This window comes from Psychrobacter pacificensis, assembly GCF_900101915.1.
Taxonomy (GTDB): Bacteria; Pseudomonadota; Gammaproteobacteria; order Pseudomonadales; family Moraxellaceae; genus Psychrobacter; species Psychrobacter pacificensis.
The window spans coordinates 1-26,104 of sequence record NZ_FNAL01000022.1 but is presented as its reverse complement, the minus strand read 5'-3'; the positions used below and the strand labels follow the sequence as shown (position 1 = coordinate 26,104).

The window sequence follows — 26,104 nt, the reverse complement described above, 5'->3', positions numbered from 1 at the left end:
TAAACTTAATCATAATAATTTAATCAGCGTAAGTTTTTTATTTTTTCTAGGTAACGTCCTAACGCACGTAAATATAAAAGTTTTAAACTATTGATCACATAAGAACTGATTGAAAAAATTATGTTGACATAAGGCACGCGCCTCATACTTAAAAAGAGATAGCTATATACGGTCTATCATCTTTTAGTTGATACTTTCATTTAATGCACGCGATTTTTGATTGTCATCTGCCTTAGTACCAAATTCAATAGTTGCATGTTGTATATTCTGATGCGCCAAATCTTCCTTGATGTTTTCTTTCATAGTAATAGTCTCTTCAAACGTTATATCGGTCTTCGGTACAATATGAACTGTAAGAGCATTCTCAGTGGTACTCAAAGCCCAGATATGTAAATGATGAAAGTTTTGAATAAAATTATAGCTCTCTAAGATAGCAGTGATTTTACTGAGATCAACATTTTGAGGTACTCCGTCGATAGCAAGCTTGATACTCTCTTTTAGTAGACCCCAAGTCGATAACAGTATAACGACTGAAATAATCAAGCTAACTAGAGGATCAACGATATTCCAACTTGTATAGTAAATAATAATGCCCGAGATAACGACACCTAAAGAGACCAATGCATCTACCATTAGATGCAAGAAAGCACCTTTGATATTAATATCGTCTTTTTGACCTTTGTAGAATGCAAAAGCAGAAACAGTATTTATAAATACACCTATTAGAGCTGTAATAATAATAACTTTTCCTGCAACTTCCGGTATCGTATCAAATCGACCCAAGGCCTCATACGCAATACCTATAACGATTGTAACTAACAATATGGCGTTAATAAGAGACGCCATTATAGAAGCTTTTTTGTAGCCATAGGTATAAAGCGTAGTAGATGCTTTCTGTGCTAATTTCATTCCAATTAACGAGATTATTAAACTGGCAACATCACTTAAGTTGTGGCTAGCGTCTGCGATTAAAGCTAATGAATTAGTTGAATAGCCCACTATAAACTCGATGAGCGTAAATGCAGAATTTAGACCAATCCCAATATAAAAAGCTTTATTCATATTTTTAGGGTCTGGAGCTTGATGACTGTGGTTATCTGAATTACTCATAATTTACCCTTGTTTAGGTTGCTGCATTTTATTAAAGGTAGAAAATAAGTTTATTGCATATTTTCTATATTGCACAGTCAATATTGCTCTAATACCGTAGACCCACTTATTTTTATCAATAAACTGAGCCACAACTTGATTGTGTGTCCTATCTCTCCTTGGGCGAAAAAAGCGGATTTTACTGTAATCTAACTGGCTTACGTAAGCTTCTTGTTCTCATGTTCAAGCTCTTTAGTATGTGTAGCTTAGTCTTGAATGTTGGTTAGTATAGTTTCATTAGTGTGCTTTTTATGACATGACCACATAAAGGTGTAATCGTTTAATGCTTCAATCAGCATACGAACGGCGCGTTCTTTAATCTCAGGAGTGTAGGTTTGTCTTTTCATTATCGTATTCTCTCAGAAAGATGATTTACCGCTTCTTAACAGCGCGTGTAAAACCTTGCATCTGACGACTAAGCCGGTCTTCATAGTAAACTATCCCAGTATTGTCAGAAACTTAACGTCTTGTGAGGATGTACTAAGTGCTAACTTCAAAATGGTTGAAATACCTACGCTAAATGACGACAAAAAAAGCCTAAGCAATCTAATGAAAAAGTAGATAATAAAAACCCAATCTACATGACAAACAAAAAAATGCCTCTGGGAGTTGACTCCCAGAGGCATTTAGTTTTAAATATAGCTAACGGTTACAGCGTGTTGACGCACACTGTAACGAACAAATAAGCACCTGAACTGCGTTATTTGAACAGCATTAAATGCCCGTGTAGGTGCATTTTATCCAAAATTTGCTTTCATATCAACTTTATTCACTATACATTTTAAAAACCGCTTGTTCGCTCGTTACATCCTCGTGCTGCTCTCTTTATAACCGTTACCCGTCAAATGGGTGGCAGGCTAAGGCGACGACTGCGTTTGACAGAAGGGTAAAGCTCTCGACAGGGGGTTCTAGACATATTGAGCAACGCAATGAGTGGTTATTTGTGCATATCGTAGCGGTATATTGGGTGTATTGCCCTTGCTAGCGTATGACAGCACAGTAGCGGTTAAGAGCGTGTCTAGGCGGTGCTATCAGCCGTAATCTTAACAACCGTAGCTTGATACAGTGATACGGTCTTGATGACGCGATGGGCGATGAAGTCGGCATGACTAATCACATCAAATCCAAGGAATGCACTAAAGTGTTTGTGAGTATGCTAGAAAATACTCATAGATGCTTTAGGGTGAGTGTTCCTTGAAATCTGCTCAAGGCTCCAAAATCAGCATCGGAACTTACTTAGGCTAATTTAAATAGTATATAGCCCACTAGGCTATATACTATTAGACTTCAGAGAAAAATTTAGAATAGTTCTTATACAACAGTCATTTATTCAGTGAGTCGATATTGTCATAGTTGATTCATAAGCTTAGTGTGAATAGAACGAGATCTACGCTTTAGGTAAAGTCTCTTCCTAGCTCATAACTATTCTTTATCTTGGAACCTTGAATACTTTTATTTAATCAACATCCAAGGCGTTATCTTTGTTTTGAATAAGTATTAGATTATCTTGAGCTTTCTTGAGTTTATTTTGTAACACAGTCACTTGTTCTTGTTCTGATAGGTGACGGCTCGATAGCTCGCCATATTGCTTATTCAATATACTATGTTCAGCTTCAAGTTTAGCCTGTATTTGAGTCAGCTGCTCATAAAGTCCTGATAGCTTATCACGTTCAAAGGTTACCGCCTTTAGCTCTCCTTTGATCTCTGCGGTAGCAGTTTGTATCTCATTGCGTTCAGCTGTGACCGTCTTTAGCTCTGACTTAGTGGCTTTAAGCTCCGCCTTTAAACGTGCAATCTCTGCTTTATCGCTATCAGCTGTAGCTTTAAGCGTGGCTACCTCACCAAGACTACTAGTAAGCTCTACAGATTGCTTATCTAATGCGCTACGTGTCTCTACAAGCTGTGATTGTGCTGTTTCTGCTTTAGTTCGTTCAAGCTCTAATTGATGCTTAGTATCTGATAGCGTCTGTTTGGTAGCATCATGGTCAGCTGTGGCTTGCTGAGCCGCTTTAGTTGCTGTCTCCGCAGTAGTGGCCACTTCGTCCAGCTGCTGTAGTAGATCTGCTTGTTCACCCTCTAAGGTTTTAACTGCTTCTTGCGCTTCGTCCGTCTCTGCTTGTGCCTTAACCTTAACCACCTCTAGAGCTTCACGCTCCTTAGACAGCCTATCGTTCGCCATATCAATAGCTGTCTGCCACATATCAGCGCCAAGCGTGTGCAAGCGTTCAGTGATACCGCTAGGTAAATCCACTTGTTGCAGCTCTTGCTCTTCCTGCTGTTCTCGCTTCCAACTCTGCATCGCATCACTAATGGTAGTGAATGAGCCACCGCCTAGCGCCTTACGCACCTCTGCCAGTGTCGGCTTAACCCCTTGCTCTTGTAATTGGTCTGCTGCTGCATGAATATCTTGTATCGTGAGTGCCATGATTTTGTATCCCTTAATAGTATATTGTAGTATGTTGTATATAATATACTACAATATACAACATACTACAATATAGAATGTAAAAAAACCCCAAGTAATCTTGAGGTCATGTGCTTGTTATTTAATGCCTAGTGATCGGTTAGGTATTCTTCTAGGGCATCGTTGATCATGTCTTGATAGTTACCGCCTGTTTGCTTAGCTCTGTCCTTGAATTTGGCAAGGATACTTGGGCTAATGACACTGGTTTCCGTAGACAACGCTTGAGATTTGATACTGCCACGGATCGCGCCTGACCAGTCGGTGACTTCTGGAATGTCCGATAAATCAATGTCGTCATCGCTAAGCGTGGCTAGATGCTCTGAATCTGCTTGCTACTTAGCAGTTAGTGGCGGTAATTCGTCTATTTTATAGCTAACCTTGCTCATAATACTCCCTACTAAATCCTATAATATGCCTTGCATAAGAGACCGCACGAGTTCACTATCATCGACTCCCTTTGATGTGTGCGTCACAAGTGAGGTTAAAGCGCTGTTAATTGGCTCTTTTGAGCATATTTTTTATATGTAGCTTTTCATCAAAGTCGGTTAATTTTTTTAAGTAGCGCACATACTCTGCGTAGTATTCAGGTTTTGCCATACGCGCCTCGATCTCTTTTTGTGTCTCAACCGGCGTTTTAATCGATTGAGGAAAATTGCTGACTACCTCATGCTTGTCTTTAAGTTTCCAACCATATTTTTTAATCTCAGCTGGACTAAACACTTTGACGTTATCTTCAAGGCTTGTACTGCTGGTGTCCCGAATACAAAACACGATTTCACTGATTTCTCGGCCGATTTTGTTTTCTGTATAACTAACCTTCAGCGGTGTGTGCTTCTCAACCTCTGCTATGGCTTTATCTAAGACCTTAGTTTTAAAGTCTGTGATTTTTTCATACTTGTCTGTGCAGTTGAATTTTTGGCGCAGATACGCAACTGAGTACGCTTTTTTACCACTCTGCAAGTGTAAACAGCTACTGACAAGCTCGAACATTAAAATACCGTAAGAGCCCAGCTCCACGATATAGCGCCTCTCGTACTTCGTGAACGTATTTGACTTATCAAATACAGTTAACATCTCAGTCACTGTATCTGTCAACGTCACCGCTATTCGCCCTTGACCCTTTAGATACTCACACTCAGCAACCCAACTGCTACCTTTTCTATTGACGACCTCATCTGCTTTGAAATCATAAAACCAAAACGCTTTTTGTAGCAAACTATCCGATAACTCACTTAGCAGCTGGTATGTACCATCTTTTTCGAGCCCATATTCTTTGGCAAACTCTGAAGCTGTCAACATAAACGTCCGCTGATTAGCATTTTTATCAACGGCAGCTCGAACCTTTGGCGATAAAAGCATGATCAGTCGTCTCTCGTTATGCGTCAAATCTGTAATCGCGTTTAATAATCTGTTTTGTAGCACAATCCAATTCGGTCCATAAACCCAGTTGCTATCGTCTTTTTTATCGGATGTTGTACTACTGGCATCTGAGCTTGCATTTTGAGGGGATTGTATAGGCTTTTGAATCTCTTCTTCAAAAGGCAATACCTCAAAATCAAAGTCAATAGGAATGGGCTCAATAATCTCAATAGAGGCGTTGAAATCATTTCTTGTGTATCTAATATGATTGATTAAAGCCTCACGCTCCTCTGGTGTCAGCGGTTTTTCAACGCGTACCCTGATTGTATGGCCAAAGTCTTGCCTAAGCTTGTCTTGAAAACCCTGCATTTCTTCAGGTGTCATATCCTGACCTATTTGTTTGGTTTTAACTAATATAACATATATGACGAAAAATTTTATAATTTTTCGTCATATACAAGGTATTTGTCTACCTAAAACAAGCTAAATGTCTACCTATACACTAAAACAACAAGGTATTTGTCTACCTATAACAAGGTTAACGTCGTCATTTAAATAAAAAAAATCCCCTGTAATACTTATAAATGAAGCGCTACAGAGGATTGGCGAAAAACGTATAAATCTGTTAAATCTGTATATATAAATACAAAATAATATACGTGTATTTTTAGGTAAGAATAAAACAGCAACTATTTTATTCTGTGGTAACGTGATCAGAGGTATAGTCACCATTAGCAATTATATGGCGTCGTATGACCACATAAGGTTTGTTGTCGAATGTTTAGGTCGAAGTACTAACCAATATATTTAGACGTCTCTACAGAGCTTTCTCGTTCGTTTTAGGACACATAGCCAGAATGGAAAATAAAAAAGTGCCTGATTCTTAGGATCAAGCACTTTTGTGAACTAACACTGTTTACTTAATAATGATATCGGCACTGAACGATGATAATGGCATCATCTTGAACCTCATAAACCAGTCTATGCTCTTGATCAATGCGACGCGACCAATAGCCTGCCAGATCGTGTTTGAGTGGTTCAGGTTTACCAATACCCTCAAATGGATCACGTTTGATGGCTTTAATCAGCTTACTTATTTGCTTGACCTTCTCTTTGCTGGTTTTTTGCCAGTATTCGTAGTCCTCCCACGCATCCTGTGTCCAAGATAAGATCAAGCGTCCACCTCATCATCACAAGTCAATAATGCGTCATCCGTATTGATGTCATGCTCGATTAAACGACCCGCCTTAGCATCGGCTATAGAGCGTCTGAGGCGCTTGGCATTAGTGGGGCTTTTTAGCAGATGAAGCGTTTCCTCATATGAATTAAACTCTTCTAAACTCATGAGTACCGCAGGTTTGGCGTTTTGTCTAGTAATCACGATCGGCGATTTGTCGGTATCTACCTTATCGATATATTTGGCTAGGCCCTTTCTAAAATCAGTGTAGTTCACAACATCCATAACGATTACTCCGTGTTTGGTCATATTTATTTGTATGACTGATATTATATACCATAGCTGTACTTATATCTGTACAGTTATTTTTACACTGATTTATTTATGGCGCTGGCCGCTCAATCCGTAATCACCCGCAGAAGTTTGTGGCGGCGTATTAAGATTAGAGGGTTTTTGATAATCAAAGGATAACGGCACGGTATTGGTTTGCGCCACTTGAGTTAAGAACAATTTGATTGCTTGAGACGGCGTTAATCCATAGCTTTCAAACACGGCAAAGGCGCTATCCTTGAGCTCTTGATCGAGCCTGATATTATAATTGGTTGTCGTCATGGCATTACAAATGGCTTATATATGTACGTACAATATAAACCATTTGTAATGCCAAAACTACTAAGCATGCTTTTTTCATATTATGATTTCTGCTTAGGGAACGTATAGCCTATCGCCAGTAAGTGCTTTTTGTGGGTCTTTAAAAAAGCCTCATCTCTTAATTGAGTGTGTAACCAACTAATAACTTCTTGAGTGCTTTTACCTGATGGTGCGTAACTACCAAACGGTGAGTAGTTAGCCAACAAAGGGGCAAAACGATCAATTTGCTTAACGGTTAGAGGTGGGATATCTCTATCCTCATTATTCTGATTTAGGCCCTCCTGTCCTTTTTTCTTAGTTGGCTTGGCCTTGACGGTGAATGTCAAACCTGTAACTGTGCGTCCACGTTTGATGTTTTCATAGGTGATTTTGATGTCGGTTTTCTGATTAATTTCTTTTATGGGTCCATCAACTGCATTCTCTTTCAAATTGTTGATGCGCTCATACGACTTAGGCGTGCCAAGTTCTTGCCTATATTGATCTAAAGTCATAGAAAAACCACCCTTCCCCTCAGACTTTTTTGCTAGATGGTAAAGGTCTAACGAGTAAGTCAATTTGAGGTTTAAGATATCTTCTTTTAAATATTTAGTGTAAGGGTTGAGCTTATCAAAAACCTGAAGTAAGTATATTACCTCATCTGTAAAATGCATCGATATATAGCCATCTGCATATTTCGACCTGATTAGCCATTGAACCTCTGTATCATCACCATCCTTATCCTCATAAATGAATGTACGCTTCATTAATTTTTTGCTAGCTGATTTCATTTGCTTATAAGCCGAGTTTCTATCTATTCCGCTAAGCTTAGCAAATTCAGAAGACGCAACCTCTATCGGTGTTTTTTCAGTAGCATTATTAACCCTAACCAATGGGCTCGCTAGAATAATGATGCGCTTCTCATCAATAGACATCTCTCTAAAAGCTTGAGTAATTTTATTCTGCATAACAATCCATTTTTCAGGATATTTTTTTTCGTATAGCTCGACATCATTCATTATGACAACCTCATTATGCTAGTTACTTCAAGATACTAGCATAATGCGGGATAAAAGTAGCATTTAAACGGGATAAAAGTAGCATAATGCGGGATAAAAGTAGCATAATGCGGGATAAAAGTAGCATAATAGAGTGCGTAACCCTTTAATAGCAAAGCTTACAGACTGTCTAAAAGTCTTTAAAAGTTTTTAAAAGTAAAAAATATATTTTTATTTTAAATAATAAGGAAAAAACCAAAAAACCGACGGATTTAAGATGATAATTTGATCGACCAATCACTTGTAAAACTGATCAGTAGCTCAGAATGCAATTGTCCACTTACTTAATGTTATTCCACGTTCGCATGGTTCGGATCAAGCTTAGATCTTTGAAGATCTTCAAAAGCATGGTCAAAGATATTTTGAATATCTTCGTCTGTCATTCTGGACAACCCTGTTTTCACATTCTCAATATCAGTCTCATTTTTTGTAGATAGCTTGTCTTCATTTTCAGTAGCCATTATCGACACATCTGTAAACACTTATCAAACCGTTGCTAAAAAGCCTAGAAACCACTCTTATATACGTTTTACGCTCTGTCCGATACGATGGTAGCTAAAGCTATTCTAAAACGCTTAAAACAGCCGATAACCGTCTCCTAACCTTTCGCTAATTAGTAGACGATCCAGCTGTACCTTCAATTAGGCGATTTCGAGTAGCTAATGTGATGATGAATAAATATCAAGCAATGAACCGTGGTCACTGTCCTGACTGTTTTTAGGTGGTGTAAAGCTGCTTGGTACCACCTCAGCTTTACTTTGTATTTTATTGGCAATTGCTTTCAAAAATTCACGGTGCTTTTTCAAACGAGCATATTTTTCATTATCGTGTGCGTCTAAAAAAATAGCTTGCAGTTCATGATTATCATCATCGTCTAATGCGTTGGCCAACCACTCCCCCAATATTTTATGTGCTTCAAGCCTGTCCTGATCAATCTCTTTTTTAAGAGCCTGTAATTGCTTAATCTTATTTGCGAATAAATCATCTGATATTACTGACATTACCTCATCCTTTTTTTAGCCAACTATGATAGAGTTGATCCTAGCAGTACATACATAGGTATGCAAGGTAGTAAAATACACAAGACCACATCGTTTCGTGGGCGCAGTAGTATTTTAACCCTCTGTTAAGAGCGAACTTAGGAGTTTATGTAAAAAAGACCCACAAGGGGTACTATTTTTTACATAAACTCCGTCGTTCGGCAGGGGGCGAACCCCCTACAACCCCCAAAAAATCATCTCTCAATATTGGGTTTTTTTGCTATGAATAATAAAGGGTTTCACCTGTCAGTTAGCGCCGTTAGTAAGGCGAAAAATCATAGCGTGGTGGCAAAGTCGGCTTATAATTCTGGCTCAAAACTGGTTGATGAGCAGTCAGGAGTCGTCCACGATTACACCAGTAAAGCTAAAGACAAAATCTTAAATTTAGTGGACAGTGATGGTACTAAATACACGCAAGTTATTGAGAAAAATGTGATGCATACGGCGTTGATAACGCCAACTCTTGCTGGGGATCTAGCAGTGACACGTGAGGGTTTTTGGAATGATATCGAACGCATTGAGACTCGTAAAAACGCGCAATTGGGTACTGAGATTGACGTGATGTTTCCTGATGGGATCACCGCGGATCAGCGTATAGTTCTGGCCGAGCGCTACGCTCAAACCTTATCTGATCGCTATAACGTGCTTGTCGATGTGGCCATTCATCGGCCCCACAGTCACGAGAAACATGTGGGGGAGGTTGAAGTGGTTGAGCTGACCAGTCGTAACTTTCATGCCCATATTTTACTCTCAAGCCGTGAGATAGTAGCGGATGTTGAGGGTTATGCTTTATCAGCACGCAAGAATTGGTTGCAGTGGTCAACGGAGGAGCGGTTATCTAAGGGGTTAAACGGACGCGGCGATGAGCTTAAATATCAACGCACCCTTTGGGCGGATATGGCCAATGAGCTACTGCCTAAGAATAAAACCATTAGTGAGAAATCCTACCGTGAGCTGGGCATCAATCGTTTGCCAAAAATGAAACTGGGTAAATCACTATATAAGGATATTCTCAAAGGCAATCGTTCAGTGATTCACGAATACAACGAGACGATTGATGAGATCAATGCTTACATTGAAAAAAATGGTTTAGTAATTGAGTACGACGACAAGGGACGTATTGACCTAGAAAGCAATGAACAAGAGGTTAACGGCGTCACAATACATTATAAAAAGCGTAAACCCTTTGCGCGAATTGAGCTCAGTAATATCCGATTTGTAGATCCTGCCGTTGAACTTGAACCCGCTATCCCTAAAAGTAACAGTCAGACGCATAGTGATGCGGCGAATGATCACGCACTTGATGAGCTTTTAGCAATCTCAGCCGACTTTGTGAGTCAAAAAAAGATGGTACGCAGCGCCTTATTTTCAACCATTGATGCGCTGCATGAAGAGTTAGCGCACCAGTCTAAACAGATTATTACTATTGATAAAAACATTAAGAGTACCCAGCGGTTCACCGAGGAGGTGGGACAGGATTTTAGTGACCCCCGCCAAAAAATGATTGAGCTTGCCAGGCAGATAAGCACAAAAGAGCAAAGTGAGGCACTAAAGGCGGCTTTAGCGTTGGTTGAGGAGTTTAGACAAGATGATACCCTACAAACAGGCCGCGCTGTTAGCCGTCTTGAAGAGCAGCTGTCACAGATTGATAAAACGGTGCTGAACAATAAAACGGTTTTAAAAAAGCTGATCCCGCTTAATAATGAAGTCATTGCGGACTACAAAGGGTTGAAGGCCACGCTAAAACCCTTTGCCGCAAAGCTGAATAAACTGGCGACTGGCTTTAAAGCTCTTGATGAGATTGATATTGAAAAATCCGACTTATCCTTACAGTGGGATCAAGCGTTTGCGGATCTACAAGAGATAGACGTCACCAATAACATGGACACTTATCATAAGTTTGCCGCATTTGCAGATCTGGATGTTGAGCGCTTTAAATATCTTCAAAAAGAGCGTGAGGCGCTCAGTACGTTAAAAGCAGTAGAGGTAGACGCGGATGCTTACACTCGTTTAACGGCATTGACCGCTGATGTTAAAGCGTTTAAGACTGCCAATGATAACGACATCAAACAGTTAAAGCAGCAAATTAATACCAGTCAAAAAACCTATCAGCGCCTGTCGCCGTTTTATGAGCAGCGTATCGCCTTACTGGATCAAAGTGAAGCTGTGATTGTGCAAGATGATGACCTATACGATGAGATTACCCGTACCAAGACCACTCAATTGAACGCAGATCGGCTTGATGACTGGCGCAACCGTACGATGGTGCTTCACCACCAGCTCAATAAAGCACATGAGCAAGCAAAGCTTAAGGAAGAGGCTGAGCGCGCACGAGAGGAGGCTTTAACCAGGCGGCGAGTAGCTTTACAACAGAGACGGCAGCAGGCATCTCTTAAGCGTCAGCGAATCAATGAGACCAAAGCATATCGAGATCGATTTGACAATTTAGTGGTACGGGTGCGTGACCGCGTTGATGCCCTTGATTTTAAGGCCGTTGATGCACCGATCGAAGTGATCAACGCGGCTGAGGCGGTTGCCGCACAAGCATTTATATTCACTACTCTAAAACACACTGACAGCTTTACGACACTACAAAAAAGTTTACGAGACACCGATGCCAAAAAAATTGCAACGCAGGTGCAGAAGGCAGCAACGACGCTATGGCAACAGCTTGAGCGCTTGCCTGACAATCAAGATAAGGTCGAGGTATTAACCCAGATCAATGAGCGCTTTGAGCACGTTCCTGCTATCACCATAGATGGGGCAACGCTCACACAAACTGTGACAGATCACCTGCAAAAAACGAAGAACGCCATCCAAGCGCATGAACAAGCACAAAGACGCCGCTACTCCTCACCACGCCCATTTTAGGCGGCATTATAATAATGAGTACCCCATGAATAAAGACAATAGCAATGAGCAAGACATACACGATCAACTTGTTAACCTAGTGACTTCATTGACTCCGGTCATTGGGGCCTTGCGTGAGCTGATTAAGCGAGCCGATGATGCGGTAGCGAGGCGGCTTGAGCGTTCGCTTAGCGGTATTGATAGCAAGGTGAATGAGGTGTCTTCTGCCATTGAAGAATTAGGTAGTAGCGCAAGCACGACTTCGCAGGCATTGAGCCAGTATCAAGAACTCGTGTTAAAGCAGCTTCAAGCAGCAGTGACGGCTTTCACTGACAATGAGATGCCGCGTCGTTATGATGACAAAATAGCGGGCATCATCACCGATATGAAACAGCAGATTGATACGGCTGTAGAGTCGGTCGTCACTGCTAAAAACGATAGCATAGAGGTACAAATCAGTACCATGCAAGGAGTTGCTGATAAACTTAGCGCAAGCGCTGACAATCTAGCCCTATTCACCAATCAGTACCAAGCTGGTCATAAGCAGATTATTGAAGATATTGAGACCTTTGAGACCACCACCAAAACGCGGATTGAGCAGGTCGAGGGTAGAGCTAGTAAAGACTTGGACAAAATTCATAAGTCCATTGAGACTATGAGTATTAAAAGGATTGCAGCCGCTGTCGCAGCGGGTACGATGGCTGTGATAATAAGTTTGGTGGCTCTGGTATTTTGGTATGTGCCAAGCTTTGATGAGATTGCAGAGATGAAATACCAGCAAGCAGAGCTACAGCGCGGCATCGATGAGCTTGAAACGGGTTGGAAACAGGCCTTTAATAATGCTCAAAGTGCGCAGTTTATTTTGGCTTGTGATGTTAATAAAGAGCAGCCTGATGCAATCAGCTGGTGCGTTAGAGCAGACAGTAAGAGTGTTTTGAGAGATGAGAGAGGCTTTGTTTATTATAAAATAGCTGGGGTGCCGCGTGCAAAGCCGACTGAGTAAAGACGTATGGCAATAGTGAGCTATATTGCCCAAAAGTGCGTCTTCTGAAACATATAAGACTGAAAAAAGGCTTGTTTGATTGTCGTTATCTTTGTCTATATTAAAAAGCCAGATAATGACACTTTATCTGGCTTTAAGGGTTATTGTTTCTTGTTAAACAAGAAGTCTGTAAATATAAGCTAAAGTGACTAGGCTGCTTGGTCAGTGTAAGCTGTGACCAACTCTATAAAAGCAGTTTCAAGGATGCTTAAAGTGTAGTCGTCAACGATAAGACCATCATCCAGCTGTCGTTGCACCCAGACATAAATCGCTTCATCATTATAAAGAATAGCGTCAACACCAAGTAATGATGCCAGTTGTACGCCTTGCTGTACTTGTAAGCTGAATAACAGCTTAGAGGCTAAATTTTTAGTCTGTTCACTAAACCAAGCGCAGCTGTTGAGCCGCGATAGATTGTTATTCATTAGTATTCTCCTGCAGATTATTGTGTATAAATAATGGATAAAATGACTTACTACAGGTCAAATTATACCTATATTTTAATCTATTGCAAGAGAAAATAACCTTCTGTAGGTCTTTTTATACTTTTAAAGGTGATAATGTCTTATGAGCGAAGGTGTTCACTCAGGCGACTCACTGCTGTCCTCATTTATGATTTCATATAAATCACCAACATTGATTCTAAGATACGTGCATAAAGACTCGATGACATCTAGATCAACTCGGGTGGCTTCTTCATGATACATGCGAGTAATGGTGCCACGATTGATGCCAGTATCCCTTGCGACATCGGCAATTTTAAGGCGTCTTTCGCCCATGATGGTCGATAAGTGACACTTCACCATAGTGGTTTCCTCATTAACGATTGGTGGTTTTGATTGGTGAGCAGATTATAACGAATATGAGTGGCTAACGTATTCCTTTTAGTAGCTCAAATTGATATTCAACAGCGGTAATTTACCTGGTAGTAGGCAGTTCGTTATGCTGTCTTTGATACAGGACGTCTATCATGATGGATATACGCTAGTTAGAAAAGGTGATGCTATTTTTACTATGAAGTATTGCTATTAGTAGTAATGTGACGTACATTTTTAGTTATACTTATATACTTATATACTTATATACTTATATACTTATATACTTATATACTTATATACTTATATACTTATATACTTATATACTTATATACTTATATACTTATATACTCAATACATACTACAGGGATCTGTATTTATGAAGGTAATCGCGGTATTAAATCAAAAGGGTGGCAGCGGTAAGACTACCATCGCAACGCATTTGGCTCGTGGCTTACAGCTAAAAGGCCATAGTGTTTTGTTGGTGGATAGTGACCAGCAGGGCAGTGCGCGTGACTGGAGAGCAGTTGATGAAGACAATCCGGTACCGGTGATTGGGCTCGATAGACCAACACTTGATAAAGATTTAAAAAACGTCTCTGATAAAGATTATGTGGTGATCGATGGATCGCCGCAAGCTACTAGTCTGGCTATTTCTGCTATAAAAGCGGCTGATTTTATATTGATTCCGGTGCAGCCGAGCCCCTATGATATCTGGGCGACCAGCGATTTGGTTGATTTAGTGCAGCAGCGTATTGAGATGATGGATGGCCAACTAAAGGCAGCCTTTGTTGTCTCACGCGCCATTCAAAATACCAATATTGGTAAAGAGGTTGCAACCGCGCTGCTTGATTATAATATTCCGGTATTAGAGACCAGAGTGATGCAGCGAGTTGCTTATCCTAATAGTGCTGCCCTTGGTAAGACAGTATTTGATACCGAATCGCCTAGTAGCAATGCGATACAAGAGATAACCGCATTGGTCAGTGAGATTCAAATATTTTTTGGTGAGGAGTAAGTCATGAGTTTATCAGCAGGTCGTCCTAGTAAGAACGTTAAGGATCAATTGGCTTTATCGGATGTGACGGACAGTCCCAAAAAGACGGTACGCGTGAATTTTAATTTAGATGAAGATAAACACATTGCGCTCAAGCGGTACGCGCTTGAAAGCCGAAAAACGGTGACTGAGTTGTTGACTGAAATGATTGAGGAAAAGTTGGTTGAGCGATAGGTATAAAAAAGGGACTTTCCTAAACTTTGTGTAACTTCTTATACCCTATTAGCAAATAGAAGTTACACAAAATCCAGGATGGGCTCGTGGTCGATGCCAATCCGTAACTGGACGTCTGCTCTGAATCGTTTTATGATTATGTTTGATGACCGTATCAGCAAGCATTTAATCTAAACGGCAGTTACACAGAATTCGGGATGGTCTCAAAAGCAGCGACAACTTCTACTATTAAAAAAGTAGTCGTTAAACCTAAGGCAACCATTAACTTCTTACTATTTTCTTCAGTAACAACCGCATGGCTATGATCATGATGTTCTGACATAAAATATTTTCCTTATTCTATTTATGATGAGCAGAGATATTGGATAACAGCCAATATCTCTGCTGTAAATCGACTAATCTATTGGATTAAGAAACTTTTTTTTCATTTATCCAACGATAAAGCACGGGTAACAGCACCAAAGTTAGTAATGTTGAAGAGATAATCCCGCCAATCACTACGGTTGCCAGTGGCCGTTGAACCTCAGCCCCTGTTCCGGTTGACAGCGCCATTGGTACAAAACCCAGTGAAGCCACACAAGCTGTCATCAACACTGGTCTTAAGCGCAAAATAGCCCCTTGCCACACGGCTTTATGCACTGGATATTTGTCCCTTAATTCCTTAATAAAGGTCAGCATTACCAGTCCATTGAGGACTGCAACACCAGATAAGGCAATAAAGCCAATTCCAGCTGACATCGATAATGGAATATCCCTTAGCCAAAGGAACAGCACACCACCGGTCAAGGCAAAGGGTATCCCGGTAAAGACGAATAGACTTTCTTTGACATTGTGAAAGACCGCCATCAGTAAAATAAAGATAGTGATTAAAGCCAGTGGAATCACGATTTGCATCCGTGCTTTGGCTGAAGCCAAATTTTCAAACTGACCGCCATATTCTATCCAATAACCACTTGGCAAAGTGTATGCTTTGAGCTGTGTCTGTACATCAGAAACAAAAGACCCTAAATCACGCCCTTCAACATTCGTTGTAACCACAACTCGGCGTTTACCATTTTCTCGACTGACTTGGTTGATTCCTTCAATGGTCGAGACTTGCGCGACATCCGACAATAAAATACTGCCACCATTTGGAAGCTGAATAGGTAACTGGGAAACAGATGCGACACTACGGTCTTGCTCTCCAAGACGGATAACAAAATCAAAACGACGATCGCCTTCTAAAATCTCTCCCACGCTTTGTCCACCAATATTGGTTGCCACAAGGTCTTGAATTGAACGCACACTCAAACCATATTGTGCAGCCAAAGTTTTATTTACCTCGACATTCAGTAATGGCAAACCTGAGGTCTGCTCAACTTTCACGGCACTGCTACCCGATATTTGCTGAATGATTTTGGAGATTTTAGTCGCCTCAGTATTGAGGACATTCATATCATCACCGAAGATTTTCACACCAACATCACTACGCACACCTGAGATCAATTCATTAAATCGGAGTTCAATCGGTTGTGAAAATTCACTATTATTGCCTGGAATCGTGGCTAAATACGTCACCATACGGCCACGTAATTCATCTAAACTTTCTTTAGGATTTGGCCATTCTGAACGAGGCTTTAACATGATATAGCCATCTGAAATATTGGGTGGCATGACATCTGTTGCAACCTCGGCTGTACCCGTTCTGGCAAATACTGCCTTAATTTCAGGGAAACTCTTTAAAAGAAGTTTTTCAGTATTCTCCTGAATACGTAAAGACTCTTCTAAGCCTGTACTTGGTGAACGTAACTGTTGTATCGCAAAGTCTCCTTCACTGAGCTGTGGTGCAAATTCACTGCCGAGTTTGGTACTGATAAATCCCGTAATCACTAATAAACACAGTGCAAAAGTCAGCACAACTGCTTTGTATTGATACGAAATATCAAGAGTTTGCTGATATTTAGCTTTTAGCCATAACATCCAACGACTTTCTTTTTCTTGAATATCGCCTTTGACCCACAATGCCACAGCAGCAGGCACAAAGGTGATCGATAAAATAATGGCTGCAACAAGGGCGAGTACCACTGCCAATGCCATCGGATGGAACATTTTTGCTTCCACACCACTTAAAGCAAAAATCGGCAAATACACCACCAAAATAATAAGCTGACCAAAAATAAGAGGACGACGTGCTTGGCGGGCAGCCAGAAAAACTTCCTTAAAGCGTTCACTTTGTGTGAGAGGTCGTTTTAACAGTTGCTGTGTATGGGCTAAACGCCGGATACAGTTTTCGACAATCACCACAGCACCATCGACAATGATGCCGAAATCGAGTGCACCTAAACTCATCAGATTGGCACTGATATTTTGCTGTGCCATCCCGGTTAAGGTAAACAGCATAGAGAGTGGAATGACACAGGCAGTAATCAAGGCAGCACGGATATTCCCTAAAAACAGGAACAGAATGATGATGACCAGGATTGCTCCCTCTACCAAGTTTTTCTGAACGGTTTTAATCGCCTTCTCAACCAAGATAGTACGGTCGTACACCGTTTCAATCACTACCCCTTTAGGCAAACTATTCTGAATATCTTGAAGCTTGGCATCCACAGCTTTAGAAACAGTCTGGCTATTTCCACCCATCGCCATCATGACAACCCCTAAAACGGTTTCTTTGCCGTTATAGGTTGCCCCACCGGTTCTTAAATCATGCCCAATAGAGACTTGCGCAATATCACCAACCCGAATTGGGCTGCCATTTGGGCTACCCAGCATGGTGTTCTCAATATCAGAAAGCCCATTGAATGCACCCGGTACACGTACCGTCAGTTGCTGACCATTGTCTTCAATATAACCTGCACCTCGGTTCTTATTATTTTGCGCTAAAGCCTGTTGCAGTTGTTCTAATGAGATATTCAGTTGCTGCATCCGGTTTAAATCGGGAGAGACCACATAGGTTTTTTCAAAACCACCAATACTGTTGACCTCTGCAACTCCCTTAACACGTTGCAGTTGAGGACGCACAATCCAGTCCTGAATCTCACGCAAATCCATCGGCGTGTATGCAGTTCCATCCGGCTTTTTCGCATTCGGATCTGCCTTCAGTACCCATTGATAAATCTCACCGAGACCCGTAGAAACGGGGGACATCGTCGGTGCGATTTGTGCAGGCAACTCAGATTGCGCCTCCTGTGTCCGTTGGTTAATCTGCTGACGGGCCCAATAAATATCAGTCCCATCTTTAAAGATAATGGTGACTTGAGAGAGTCCATAACGGGATATGGAACGGGTAAGCTCCAGATCCGGAATGCCAGCCATGGCATTTTCAATGGGATAGGTAATCAGCTGTTCGACTTCAAGCGCAGTAAAACCCTTGGCTTGAGTATTAATCTGGACTTGGGTATTGGTAATATCGGGTACAGCATCAATCGGGAGTTTCTGATAGCTATACACCCCGACCGCAATCCAGGTACAGGCAAAGAGCAACACCCAAATCGCATTTTGTATGGAAAACTGAATGATTCGTTCGAATAAACCTTCTGGTTTTGGTAGATCAGAATTAATGTCCATGGCCTGCCTCGTCTTTTTCTAATTCAGATTTCAACAAGAAACTGCCTTGAGCGATATACTTCTGCCCTTCAGTCAGCCCAGAAATCACTTCAAGCCATTGTCCATCACTTGAAGCCTGCCCCAATTGCACTTTCTGTGCTTTTAAGTGGACTTGACCTTTTTGTTCTGAATCTACGATGAAAATACTGTCTTCACCTTCAATACTTTGCAGCGCAGACTTTTGAATCCGAAGGGCTGATTTTGCTGTAGCTTCCGGAATCAACACTCTCACTAACACATTAGAACGCAACTCAGTAGCTTGCGCATCGAGTTTTGCGCGCACCACCAGACGCCCTGTTTGTACATCTGCCTGAGAGGTTAAGCTTTGTACAGTAGCTTTATAGCTTTGATCTGAATCATTCACTTTAAAGTCAATTTTTTGCCCGGCTTGCAGTTGACCTGAGAATTGATTCGGCAAATTAAACTCAAGCCATAAATCTTTCAGCTGTTCAATGACAAAGAGCTGATTAGCCAGTTGCACATTTTCACCGACCACAATATCTTTTTGACTGATCACCCCAGAGATCGGTGCTTTAATCAGAAAACGCCCATTGTTATTGCCACTTGCACCTAATGCATTTAAACGTGCTTGTGAGGACTGGACAGTAATCTGCGCTTGACGGTAGGCATTTTCGGCACGCTGGTAATCCTGTTTGGCAGAAACCCCCTGTGACCAGAGTTGCTGTTCGCGCTGGTAATCTTTACGGGCCAAATCCAGATTCACCTGTGCCATACGCAGATTTGCCTGTTGGTCGATCAGTTCAGGCACGGTTAGTACAGCCAGCGTTTGTCCTTTTTGCACGCTCTGTCCTAAAGCCACATTGATCTGCTCGACATAACCACTAAATTTAGGCGATATATGCGCTTGTTGATCGGTATTCACCACCAATTTACCTGGCAGGGTTGTCAGCTTTTCAACCAATCCTGTGGATGCAACAGCAACTTTTAAACCTTGTTCAACCATTTGTTGGCTGGTCAGTTGTATTTCGCCTTCTTCAGCATGTCCTTCTTCAGAACTATCTTCATCAGAATATTCGGCATTTCCCTCATCATAACCCTGCCCCTCAGATTCAGTTTTTTTTGAACTTAACCAAATAGCCAGACTGACCAAGACCGTAATCAGAATCAAAACTACAATCATGAGAGACTGGGATATTTTTCCGTTTTGCTTGGCGTTCATTTTATCGTGCTCCCCCATTGATTAAATTTTGCGATGCTTCGACTGCCTTTTTATTCAGTTGTGTATAGGCATCCGAACGGCTAATTTCTTCATAACTTGTGCCAATACTGAGTGCCTCAGCTGCTAGGGCAGTTTGCCAAGCTTGACGTAGAATTTGTAATTGACCCAATCGAAGATTCTGCAGTTGGGTGGTTGCTTGCTGAACGTCGGTAATGGACAGTTTCCCTGCCTGAAACCCTAGTAAAGTACGGCTCTGAACTTTGGTCGCCAAAGTAACTTGTGCTGTTGTGGCATCGAACTGGCTACGTAAACCTTTGAGCTGATGCATGCTGTTGGCAATATCGAGTATTTGTTGCTTCAGCTCACGCTGCTGCTGTTGGTTCAGCAATATTTGCTGTTGCTGGACCATCGGGATCGCATATTGCTGGCGATTGAAAATATTCAGTGGAATAGCCACGCCGATTGCTAAAGTCGTATCGTTGCTTTCATTAGGGGTTTTGCTACGTTTCATGCCTACATTTAAAGTCGGATTGGGACGTGCCTGAATTCTTAAATTTTCAATTTGATGATCCGATTGCTGAATGTTCAAGGCATAGAGTTTTTCTAGCCACCCTTCAGCAATATACCGTTGCACAGTTTGGAGACTTTGCTCTGGCCAAGGGATAGCGGTTTTATTCAATTGAAGATGTGAAGATGTTTCTCCCCCCCACAAATTAGACAGCTGACGACCGGCAGCTTGTTTATTCAGCATCGCTTGCTCATAAAGTCGTTGGATTTCTAGCGCTTCAATTTGGGCACGCTCAAAATCAACCAGGGCAATACTGCCTGCCTGATAGCGTTTCTGGGCACTGTCCAGATTGACTTTACTTGTTTTTAACTGTACTGAATAAGCAGACTGCTCAACCTCAGCAAGTGCAAATTGCGACCATGCAAATTTAACAATCAGTTGGCTTTGTGCCTTCCATAATTGCTGTTGCAATTGGATTTGTTGATTCGAGGTATTGGCAATCACCCGGTTCAGCTTACGCTGACCAAATAGATCTAGAGGTTGACTAACGCCAACATTGAATTCCTGTTCTTGACCTGAGCCAAAGCCAGACTGTTCTAAACTTATACTTGGATTCTGCCATAACCGACTTTGCTGAATATTCAATTCAGATATTTGCTGAACTTGTTGCCACGGCTTGTCTTGAGTCTGGTAACTTTGTACTTTTGCTAAAGCGGATTCAAAGCTGGTAACGTTTTCAGCATAGCTATATTGCATAGCCGCTGCACATATACAAGCAACCAAGCTATGACGCAAGAGTATAATTGATTGTGAAGACATGATTTTTCCCACTTATTTAAATAATAAAAGTGGTGGGAATGTTTTAGGCTACCCCACCATGAGCGGGGAAAATTCGGGAGGTAGGCTTTGTTGAAACAGGTCAGGAGCCTGATAGCTGTTTTTCCAATGAAATTGTGGATTCACTTTAACTTCAGAGCTTGGATGAAACACATCTACTTTTTCATTTTGTACAATCAAATGCATCATCGATGGTAGATGATCTTGATGATCTTCACCGATTTCTAAATCGCTACTGAATGTTTTTATGTTTTCTGACTGTCCATTATGATCGTGTTGACGACTATCGCTGGCACACAAGGTATTTTGGTGATGACCAAAATGATAACTCTGCTGTGATTGAGGCTGTTGTTCATGGACACAAAAGGCCGCCGCCACATTCCAAAAGCTTTGGAACATGAACAATCCAACCAAGACTGTAATCCATGTAGTAGAACGCATCATCATAACAACCGAAAAATTTGTACCAAGTATAAGGCTTAGAGCCACTCCAAGGTCAAGCTTAATAAATTAAATTAAACATTCAATGAACACTGAATAGCCGGCACTTTTGCAAATTTACCTTGTCTCTATAAGCTCACATCAATTTCAGGTAAGAATAACAATAGATAGTGAACCGTACCGGGTTTGTCGGAGACTTTTTATTTAAGTTAGGCCACCTGACCTAACGGGTTAATCTTATCATTGTACATTGCTTCAAACTCAAAAGGCAATTTCCATGAGAGTTTCCCAAACTTTGTGTAACTGCTTATAATCCACTAACAGGAGAATAAGCAATGACTAACCAATCTGACATCAAGAAACTGGCTGAGCAAATGGCCAGCAGCATGAAAAGCTTCGATGACATCAAAGACTTTCAAAAGCAGCTCATGCAGTCCTTCATCGACACTGCATTTACACTCTCCTAAAACCATTTAACAAAATCTATGACTATTTTACTTTCCCTTACATAATCGTCCTAGTGTATATCTTTTTTTTTGATTAGCCTATTCCTAAATCAATTGACTTTAGGTAAGTATGATGAACGATATCCAATTTTCAGATTGCGCAAAGGCATGTATGAACTGTTACCTTACCTGTGCCAGTTGTGCAAATGCCTGTCTAAAAGAAGAAAATCTGGAGATGATGCGAGAATGTATTCAGCGTTGTCTAGATTGTGCAGATATTTGTCAGCTCTGTGCTCGTATGCAGCAAACAGAATCTCCTTTTATGAAAGAAATTTGTGAGCTTTGTGCCAAGGTTTGTGAATACTGTGCAGATGAATGTAGCCAACATGAGCATCAATACTGCCAGCAATGTGCTGATGCTTGCCGTGAATGTGCCGTCGAATGTCGAAAAATGGTTGCCTGATAAATAAAAGAATTAGTTGAGTTTAGGATTTACTCAATGAATAGCCAACGTGTTAGTTGTTAGTGGGTCAAACCACTAACAACTCGCAAAAAATGGCTGAATTTGTGGACGTTGTTTTTGCGATTCGATCCAAAGAGAGTACTTTGATTGAACGCGCATGAGTAAATCAGCACTAATACCTAAAGCATCGTGCAAACGTAAGGCTACATCGGCTGTTACTGGGAGGGTGTAAATAATTCTGTGTAAATACAGTTTTATTTACACTCTCAACTGTATTTACACAGAATTATTTACACCCTCCCCCTGGGGTATAGAATATCGAACTTTCTTACTTTTTAGAGTAACTCAGCTGCTTGTAATGCTATTTCTTTAACATCTAAGCTAAGGGCTAAATCTGCATTGATCAAATCTTCAATATCGAAAAATCTAGCTTCTAGGGCGTCATCACCTGCTAGAGGATCACCAGAAACCCAAATACAAAGTACGGCTACAAGAACAAAATGGTGACGCAGCTTACCACTACTATCAAAGTCAAACGCGTCTACAGCGTTAAATGTCTTAAAGGCTTTTGATACAATGCTTGTCTCTTCATAAAGTTCACGAACGGCAGCATCTTTAACAGTTTCCCCACGTTCAATTTTACCACCGGGAAAACCCCATCGACCTGCATCGGGTGGGTTAGCACGGCGTACTAAAAGCACCTTTCCATCTTTAAAAAGTACTCCAATAGTAGCTACTATTGGACGTAGGCTCTGTGGTTCGTATTGTATTATAGGTTCATTACTTAGTATATTAGACATAAAAACTCAATTGAGAATAGGACATAGAGGATAGCTTAATATTCAAGTCCTCACTAGGGAACCGAACCAGTGAAAGCGCCTGACAATCTACCATTAGACTATACCCAAAACATAAAACCTTTAAATGATAATCTATCTATCATTAGACTTTTTTATATTATTAAATGATAGTAATATCTTGTTATTATCAATGAGCACTAATTATTAAGTCTAAATAATAGAGGTGGGTTATGACTGTTCGTATTTATGTGAGAGCCAGCACTAAGGATCAAGACGCTACCAGAGCATTGGCTGATTTGGTGGCTTTCAGTACAAGTTATGATGATAACCATGTTGAGTACGTCGAGCATTTCAGTGGTACAAAGCTCGATAGACCATTATTAGCCAAGCTGCTAAAGGACGCTGAGCAAGGCGATATTCTACTGGTTGAAAGCGTGGATAGATTAAGCCGATTATCTCAAGATGATTTTGCAATTCTAAAGCAGCGTATCAAAGACAAAGGCTTGCGATTGGTGGTGGCTGATCTACCAACGACGCATACAGTTAATAATGGCATGACAGGTGAGATCCTAACAGTGATTAACCATATGCTGATCGACTTATTAGCAACGATGGCAAAGCTTGATAACGACAAGCGTAGAGAGCGTATCAAGCAGGGATTGGCTAACAGTGGCTATAAGCCCTCCGGTAAGAAGCCTAATACAACGAAACACAATCGTATTAGAGAATTAGACAGTCAAGGCAATATGACAAAAGAGGAAATCGCTAAGGCAGTTGGTGTTGGCGTAGCTACTGTTTACCGGGTGTTAAAGCCAGGCTCATAGCTGAGGTATTTTATTTTATTTTTTTTCATAAACAGCTGATATATAAGGCTTTACACGCGAGGCAAGAAGGCTTTATTTGCAGAAATAGGTACTCTATTACTACGTAGCTGTGTTAAGAACGGTGTATTTTCATCATTCAATTTCGTTCAATTATGCCCACTTAAAACGCCCTTCGATCTTTATCTAAAGACATCACAGCGTCATATAAAAATCGATTTAATGCAATGAGGCTTCATTATAATCATTATATTGCATTCATAATCGCTTTTCTGCAAAATAGCTTATCTATAATCGCTTGAGCCACTCATGATGAATACCCCTACTTCAGACCCTATTGGCGCAGCATGGCTTATCCGTTATGCCAGCATCGAGCTGGTGTCCCCTTTATATGTCAGCAGTAGTATCGGTGGGCGCAGACAAACCTATAAAGACGGTGACGTCATTCATAACGCTTATCAGGAAACCGCGCGTCCACTGGACACTATCATTGCGCACTTACAGTTTCACATGCGTCATGAAGTACTGAATTTAGAGTTACTGGTTCGTCTATTTGAGCAGGTAGGTGCTGATGACGTACAAGCATGGGTAAACGCTGAGCCGACAGGCAGCTATGCCCGTAGAATGGCTTTCTTGTATGAGTGGCTCATGGGTCAGCAGTTAGCAGTACCGAGTAATTTAGGCGGTAACTATGTGGATGCTCTAGATGCTAAGAAGCAGGTTACTTCAAGCCCTGCGCATGTCATAAAGAATGCTCGTTGGCGTATCAATGACAATCTTGCAGGAACCCGTCATTTCTGTCCTCAATTGGTGAAAACAGAGTTGTTTACGCAAGCCGCTGCACTCGATATTGCCACAATGGTTGACAAGCTGAACGATGAATTTGGGCAAGACTTACTGATGCGTGCCTCCGTATGGATGACATTACGAGAGAGTAAAGCCAGTTTTACTATAGAAGGTGAAGGGAAAGAGTTAAAACGTATTGAACGTTTCGCCGATGTGATGGCACGGCGTACCGGCAAGGGCGATATTCCGCTTGATCCTGAGTCGCTAGCAGAGTTGCAACAAGAGATACTTGGTAGCAAAACGGTCATCCAGCAGTATGGCGTCCGTCAATCTCCAGTTTTTGTGTCGCATACTCAGGTCAATGGCTTTAAAGAGATTGTGCACTATATTGCGCCACCTGCTGATGACATTGCTGAAAAGCTCAAAGGGTTACAGGCATTTATGGAAAAGACCGAGGGACAATCGGCACTGATACGTAGTGCGGTTGCTTCCTTTGCTTTTGTGTATATTCATCCGCTAGCGGATGGCAATGGCCGAGTACATCGCTTCCTAATTAACGATGTACTCAGACGCGACCAGATCATTCATGAGCCGATTATCTTACCTATATCGCAAGCCATCGCTGAGCATCCCTCAGACCGTCATGCCTATGATAAAATTTTAGACCGTGTATCCGTGCCACTTATGGAGCAAATCCGTGATCATTACAGCTTTGATAAACAAGCGATTACTTACCCTGATGGTATTCGCTCAAACTTAAATTTTGAAGACAGTCACCTTATTCAACCGGCATGGCGCTTTATGGACCTGACGCCTCATGTTCAGTACTTATCAGGACTGATTGCGCATGTTATTGAAAAAGAGATGCATAACGAGTCACAGTACCTAAGACAACATGACCATGCACGACTGGCGATAAAAGAGATTATTGAGATGCCCAACAGCTATGCCGATAGAATCATTCGTAGCATGCTGCAGAATAAGGGTGCTAAAAGTAATAAGCTATTGAAAGATTATCCGTTTTTGGCAAATGATGAGGTTTGGGACGATATTTTCTCTGTGGTTGTAGAGACATTTAAAGATGAAGCAAATGGTTTGAATAGTTAGAACAAACTCTGCTATACGCAGGAAAGTCTGCCTTAATAATCAAGCTCAAGCTAGTATTTGTGTCATCGTTACGATAATGATTCGTTTATAAAAGATTCGGCTAAAATACTGTCACCTGAAACGTAATCAATATTTTTCTTACTTAAACAGAATATATTAGAGGAACTTTGATAACAGACAATTTTTATTTGACAAGGTTATTACAGATCCTCAAAATAATTTTGAGTATTTGAGTATTTGAGTATTTGAGTATTTGAGTATTTGAGTATTTGAGTATTTGAGTATTTGAGTATTTGAGTATTTGAGTATTTGAGT

At 41.0% G+C, this 26,104-nt stretch carries 24 protein-coding genes and 2 pseudogenes; 8 read left to right on the top strand and 18 right to left on the bottom strand.

Features of this window, described 5'->3' with window-relative positions:
* Window positions 1-183: 183 nt before the first annotated feature.
* From BLR43_RS11235 to BLR43_RS11200, 10 genes are all read right to left on the bottom strand, one after another.
* Window positions 184-1,110 (bottom strand): cation diffusion facilitator family transporter, encoded by a 927-nt coding sequence (locus BLR43_RS11235; protein ID WP_093071121.1) that lies wholly within the window; start codon window positions 1,108-1,110, stop codon window positions 184-186.
* Between the two features lie 1,495 nt (window positions 1,111-2,605).
* A complete protein-coding gene (locus tag BLR43_RS11230) occupies window positions 2,606-3,574 on the bottom strand; it encodes a DNA-binding protein (RefSeq protein ID WP_093071119.1) in 969 nt (322 codons plus the stop codon).
* Window positions 3,575-3,702: 128 nt separating this feature from the next.
* Window positions 3,703-3,831, bottom strand: a complete 129-nt coding sequence (locus BLR43_RS13945) for a BrnA antitoxin family protein (RefSeq protein WP_143007432.1) — start codon at window positions 3,829-3,831, stop codon at window positions 3,703-3,705.
* A gap of 274 nt (window positions 3,832-4,105) precedes the next feature.
* On the bottom strand, window positions 4,106-5,356 hold the full coding sequence (locus tag BLR43_RS11225; RefSeq protein WP_093071117.1) for a replication initiation protein: 1,251 nt from the start codon (window positions 5,354-5,356) through the stop codon (window positions 4,106-4,108).
* A 536-nt stretch (window positions 5,357-5,892) separates the two neighbouring features.
* Entirely contained in the window at window positions 5,893-6,147 is a 255-nt protein-coding gene (locus BLR43_RS11220; RefSeq protein ID WP_025652646.1) for a Txe/YoeB family addiction module toxin, read from the bottom strand.
* Window positions 6,144-6,434 (bottom strand): type II toxin-antitoxin system Phd/YefM family antitoxin, encoded by a 291-nt coding sequence (locus BLR43_RS11215; protein ID WP_025652647.1) that lies wholly within the window; start codon window positions 6,432-6,434, stop codon window positions 6,144-6,146. The genes BLR43_RS11220 and BLR43_RS11215 overlap by 4 nt, the downstream gene beginning before the upstream one ends.
* A 93-nt stretch (window positions 6,435-6,527) precedes the next feature.
* A complete protein-coding gene (locus BLR43_RS11210; RefSeq protein WP_025652648.1) occupies window positions 6,528-6,761 on the bottom strand; it encodes a type II toxin-antitoxin system RelB/DinJ family antitoxin in 234 nt (77 codons plus the stop codon).
* Between the two features lie 80 nt (window positions 6,762-6,841).
* Window positions 6,842-7,795 (bottom strand): replication initiation protein, encoded by a 954-nt coding sequence (locus BLR43_RS11205; RefSeq protein ID WP_045448300.1) that lies wholly within the window; start codon window positions 7,793-7,795, stop codon window positions 6,842-6,844.
* A gap of 329 nt (window positions 7,796-8,124) precedes the next feature.
* On the bottom strand, window positions 8,125-8,295 hold the full coding sequence (locus BLR43_RS13650; protein WP_157292455.1) for a hypothetical protein: 171 nt from the start codon (window positions 8,293-8,295) through the stop codon (window positions 8,125-8,127).
* Between the two features lie 198 nt (window positions 8,296-8,493).
* Window positions 8,494-8,835 (bottom strand): hypothetical protein, encoded by a 342-nt coding sequence (locus tag BLR43_RS11200; protein ID WP_093071114.1) that lies wholly within the window; start codon window positions 8,833-8,835, stop codon window positions 8,494-8,496.
* A 261-nt stretch (window positions 8,836-9,096) separates the two neighbouring features.
* Between BLR43_RS11200 and BLR43_RS11195 the strand changes: the two genes are divergently transcribed.
* Window positions 9,097-11,745, top strand: coding sequence for a MobA/MobL family protein (locus BLR43_RS11195; protein ID WP_093071112.1), 2,649 nt, complete (start codon window positions 9,097-9,099; stop codon window positions 11,743-11,745).
* A 25-nt stretch (window positions 11,746-11,770) separates the two neighbouring features.
* Window positions 11,771-12,727 carry a hypothetical protein gene (locus tag BLR43_RS11190; RefSeq protein WP_025652652.1) on the top strand — a complete coding sequence of 319 codons (957 nt, stop codon included), beginning with the start codon at window positions 11,771-11,773 and terminating at the stop codon, window positions 12,725-12,727.
* A 188-nt stretch (window positions 12,728-12,915) separates the two neighbouring features.
* Here BLR43_RS11190 and BLR43_RS11185 read toward each other — a convergent pair whose 3' ends face one another.
* Together BLR43_RS11185 and BLR43_RS11180 are read right to left on the bottom strand one after the other, a co-directional pair.
* Complete coding sequence (locus BLR43_RS11185) at window positions 12,916-13,191, bottom strand: hypothetical protein (protein WP_025652653.1); 276 nt, start codon at window positions 13,189-13,191, stop codon at window positions 12,916-12,918.
* Between the two features lie 156 nt (window positions 13,192-13,347).
* Window positions 13,348-13,572 (bottom strand): helix-turn-helix domain-containing protein, encoded by a 225-nt coding sequence (locus tag BLR43_RS11180; protein WP_025652654.1) that lies wholly within the window; start codon window positions 13,570-13,572, stop codon window positions 13,348-13,350.
* A gap of 388 nt (window positions 13,573-13,960) precedes the next feature.
* Here BLR43_RS11180 and parA point away from each other — a divergent pair, with 388 nt between their 5' ends.
* Together parA and BLR43_RS11170 are read left to right on the top strand one after the other, a co-directional pair.
* Window positions 13,961-14,599: a ParA family partition ATPase gene (gene parA / locus BLR43_RS11175; RefSeq protein WP_025652655.1), complete on the top strand. Its 639-nt coding sequence runs from the start codon at window positions 13,961-13,963 to the stop codon at window positions 14,597-14,599.
* Between the two features lie 3 nt (window positions 14,600-14,602).
* Window positions 14,603-14,812: a plasmid partition protein ParG gene (locus tag BLR43_RS11170; protein WP_025652656.1), complete on the top strand. Its 210-nt coding sequence runs from the start codon at window positions 14,603-14,605 to the stop codon at window positions 14,810-14,812.
* A gap of 199 nt (window positions 14,813-15,011) precedes the next feature.
* Here BLR43_RS11170 and BLR43_RS13645 read toward each other — a convergent pair.
* The 5 genes and pseudogenes from BLR43_RS13645 to BLR43_RS11150 form a co-directional block, all read right to left on the bottom strand.
* Window positions 15,012-15,134, bottom strand: a pseudogene (locus tag BLR43_RS13645) (cation diffusion facilitator family transporter); the annotation flags it as partial.
* Window positions 15,135-15,220: 86 nt separating this feature from the next.
* Window positions 15,221-18,361, bottom strand: coding sequence for an efflux RND transporter permease subunit (locus tag BLR43_RS11165; RefSeq protein WP_093071110.1), 3,141 nt, complete (start codon window positions 18,359-18,361; stop codon window positions 15,221-15,223).
* A complete protein-coding gene (locus BLR43_RS11160) occupies window positions 18,351-19,580 on the bottom strand; it encodes an efflux RND transporter periplasmic adaptor subunit (protein ID WP_093071107.1) in 1,230 nt (409 codons plus the stop codon). Before BLR43_RS11160 ends, BLR43_RS11165 begins: the two co-directional genes overlap by 11 nt.
* A gap of 1 nt (window position 19,581) precedes the next feature.
* Window positions 19,582-20,907: a TolC family protein gene (locus tag BLR43_RS11155; RefSeq protein ID WP_093071103.1), complete on the bottom strand. Its 1,326-nt coding sequence runs from the start codon at window positions 20,905-20,907 to the stop codon at window positions 19,582-19,584.
* A gap of 48 nt (window positions 20,908-20,955) precedes the next feature.
* Window positions 20,956-21,366: a cation efflux protein, CzcI-like gene (locus BLR43_RS11150; protein ID WP_198013336.1), complete on the bottom strand. Its 411-nt coding sequence runs from the start codon at window positions 21,364-21,366 to the stop codon at window positions 20,956-20,958.
* A 335-nt stretch (window positions 21,367-21,701) separates the two neighbouring features.
* On the opposite strand from BLR43_RS11150, the pseudogene BLR43_RS13940 reads away from it, so the two are divergent.
* A pseudogene (locus BLR43_RS13940) lies at window positions 21,702-21,818 on the top strand (transposase); the annotation flags it as partial.
* 127 nt (window positions 21,819-21,945) lie between these two features.
* Window positions 21,946-22,275 (top strand): four-helix bundle copper-binding protein, encoded by a 330-nt coding sequence (locus tag BLR43_RS11140; RefSeq protein ID WP_093071101.1) that lies wholly within the window; start codon window positions 21,946-21,948, stop codon window positions 22,273-22,275.
* A gap of 335 nt (window positions 22,276-22,610) precedes the next feature.
* Here the strand turns inward: BLR43_RS11140 and BLR43_RS11135 are convergent, their stop codons facing one another.
* Window positions 22,611-23,075, bottom strand: coding sequence for an NUDIX hydrolase (locus BLR43_RS11135; protein ID WP_007115209.1), 465 nt, complete (start codon window positions 23,073-23,075; stop codon window positions 22,611-22,613).
* 230 nt (window positions 23,076-23,305) lie between these two features.
* On the opposite strand from BLR43_RS11135, the gene BLR43_RS11130 reads away from it, so the two are divergent.
* Together BLR43_RS11130 and BLR43_RS11125 are read left to right on the top strand one after the other, a co-directional pair.
* Entirely contained in the window at window positions 23,306-23,899 is a 594-nt protein-coding gene (locus BLR43_RS11130; RefSeq protein WP_011959997.1) for a recombinase family protein, read from the top strand.
* Between the two features lie 306 nt (window positions 23,900-24,205).
* Complete coding sequence (locus BLR43_RS11125) at window positions 24,206-25,789, top strand: Fic family protein (protein ID WP_082787299.1); 1,584 nt, start codon at window positions 24,206-24,208, stop codon at window positions 25,787-25,789.
* Window positions 25,790-26,104 lie beyond the last annotated feature (315 nt).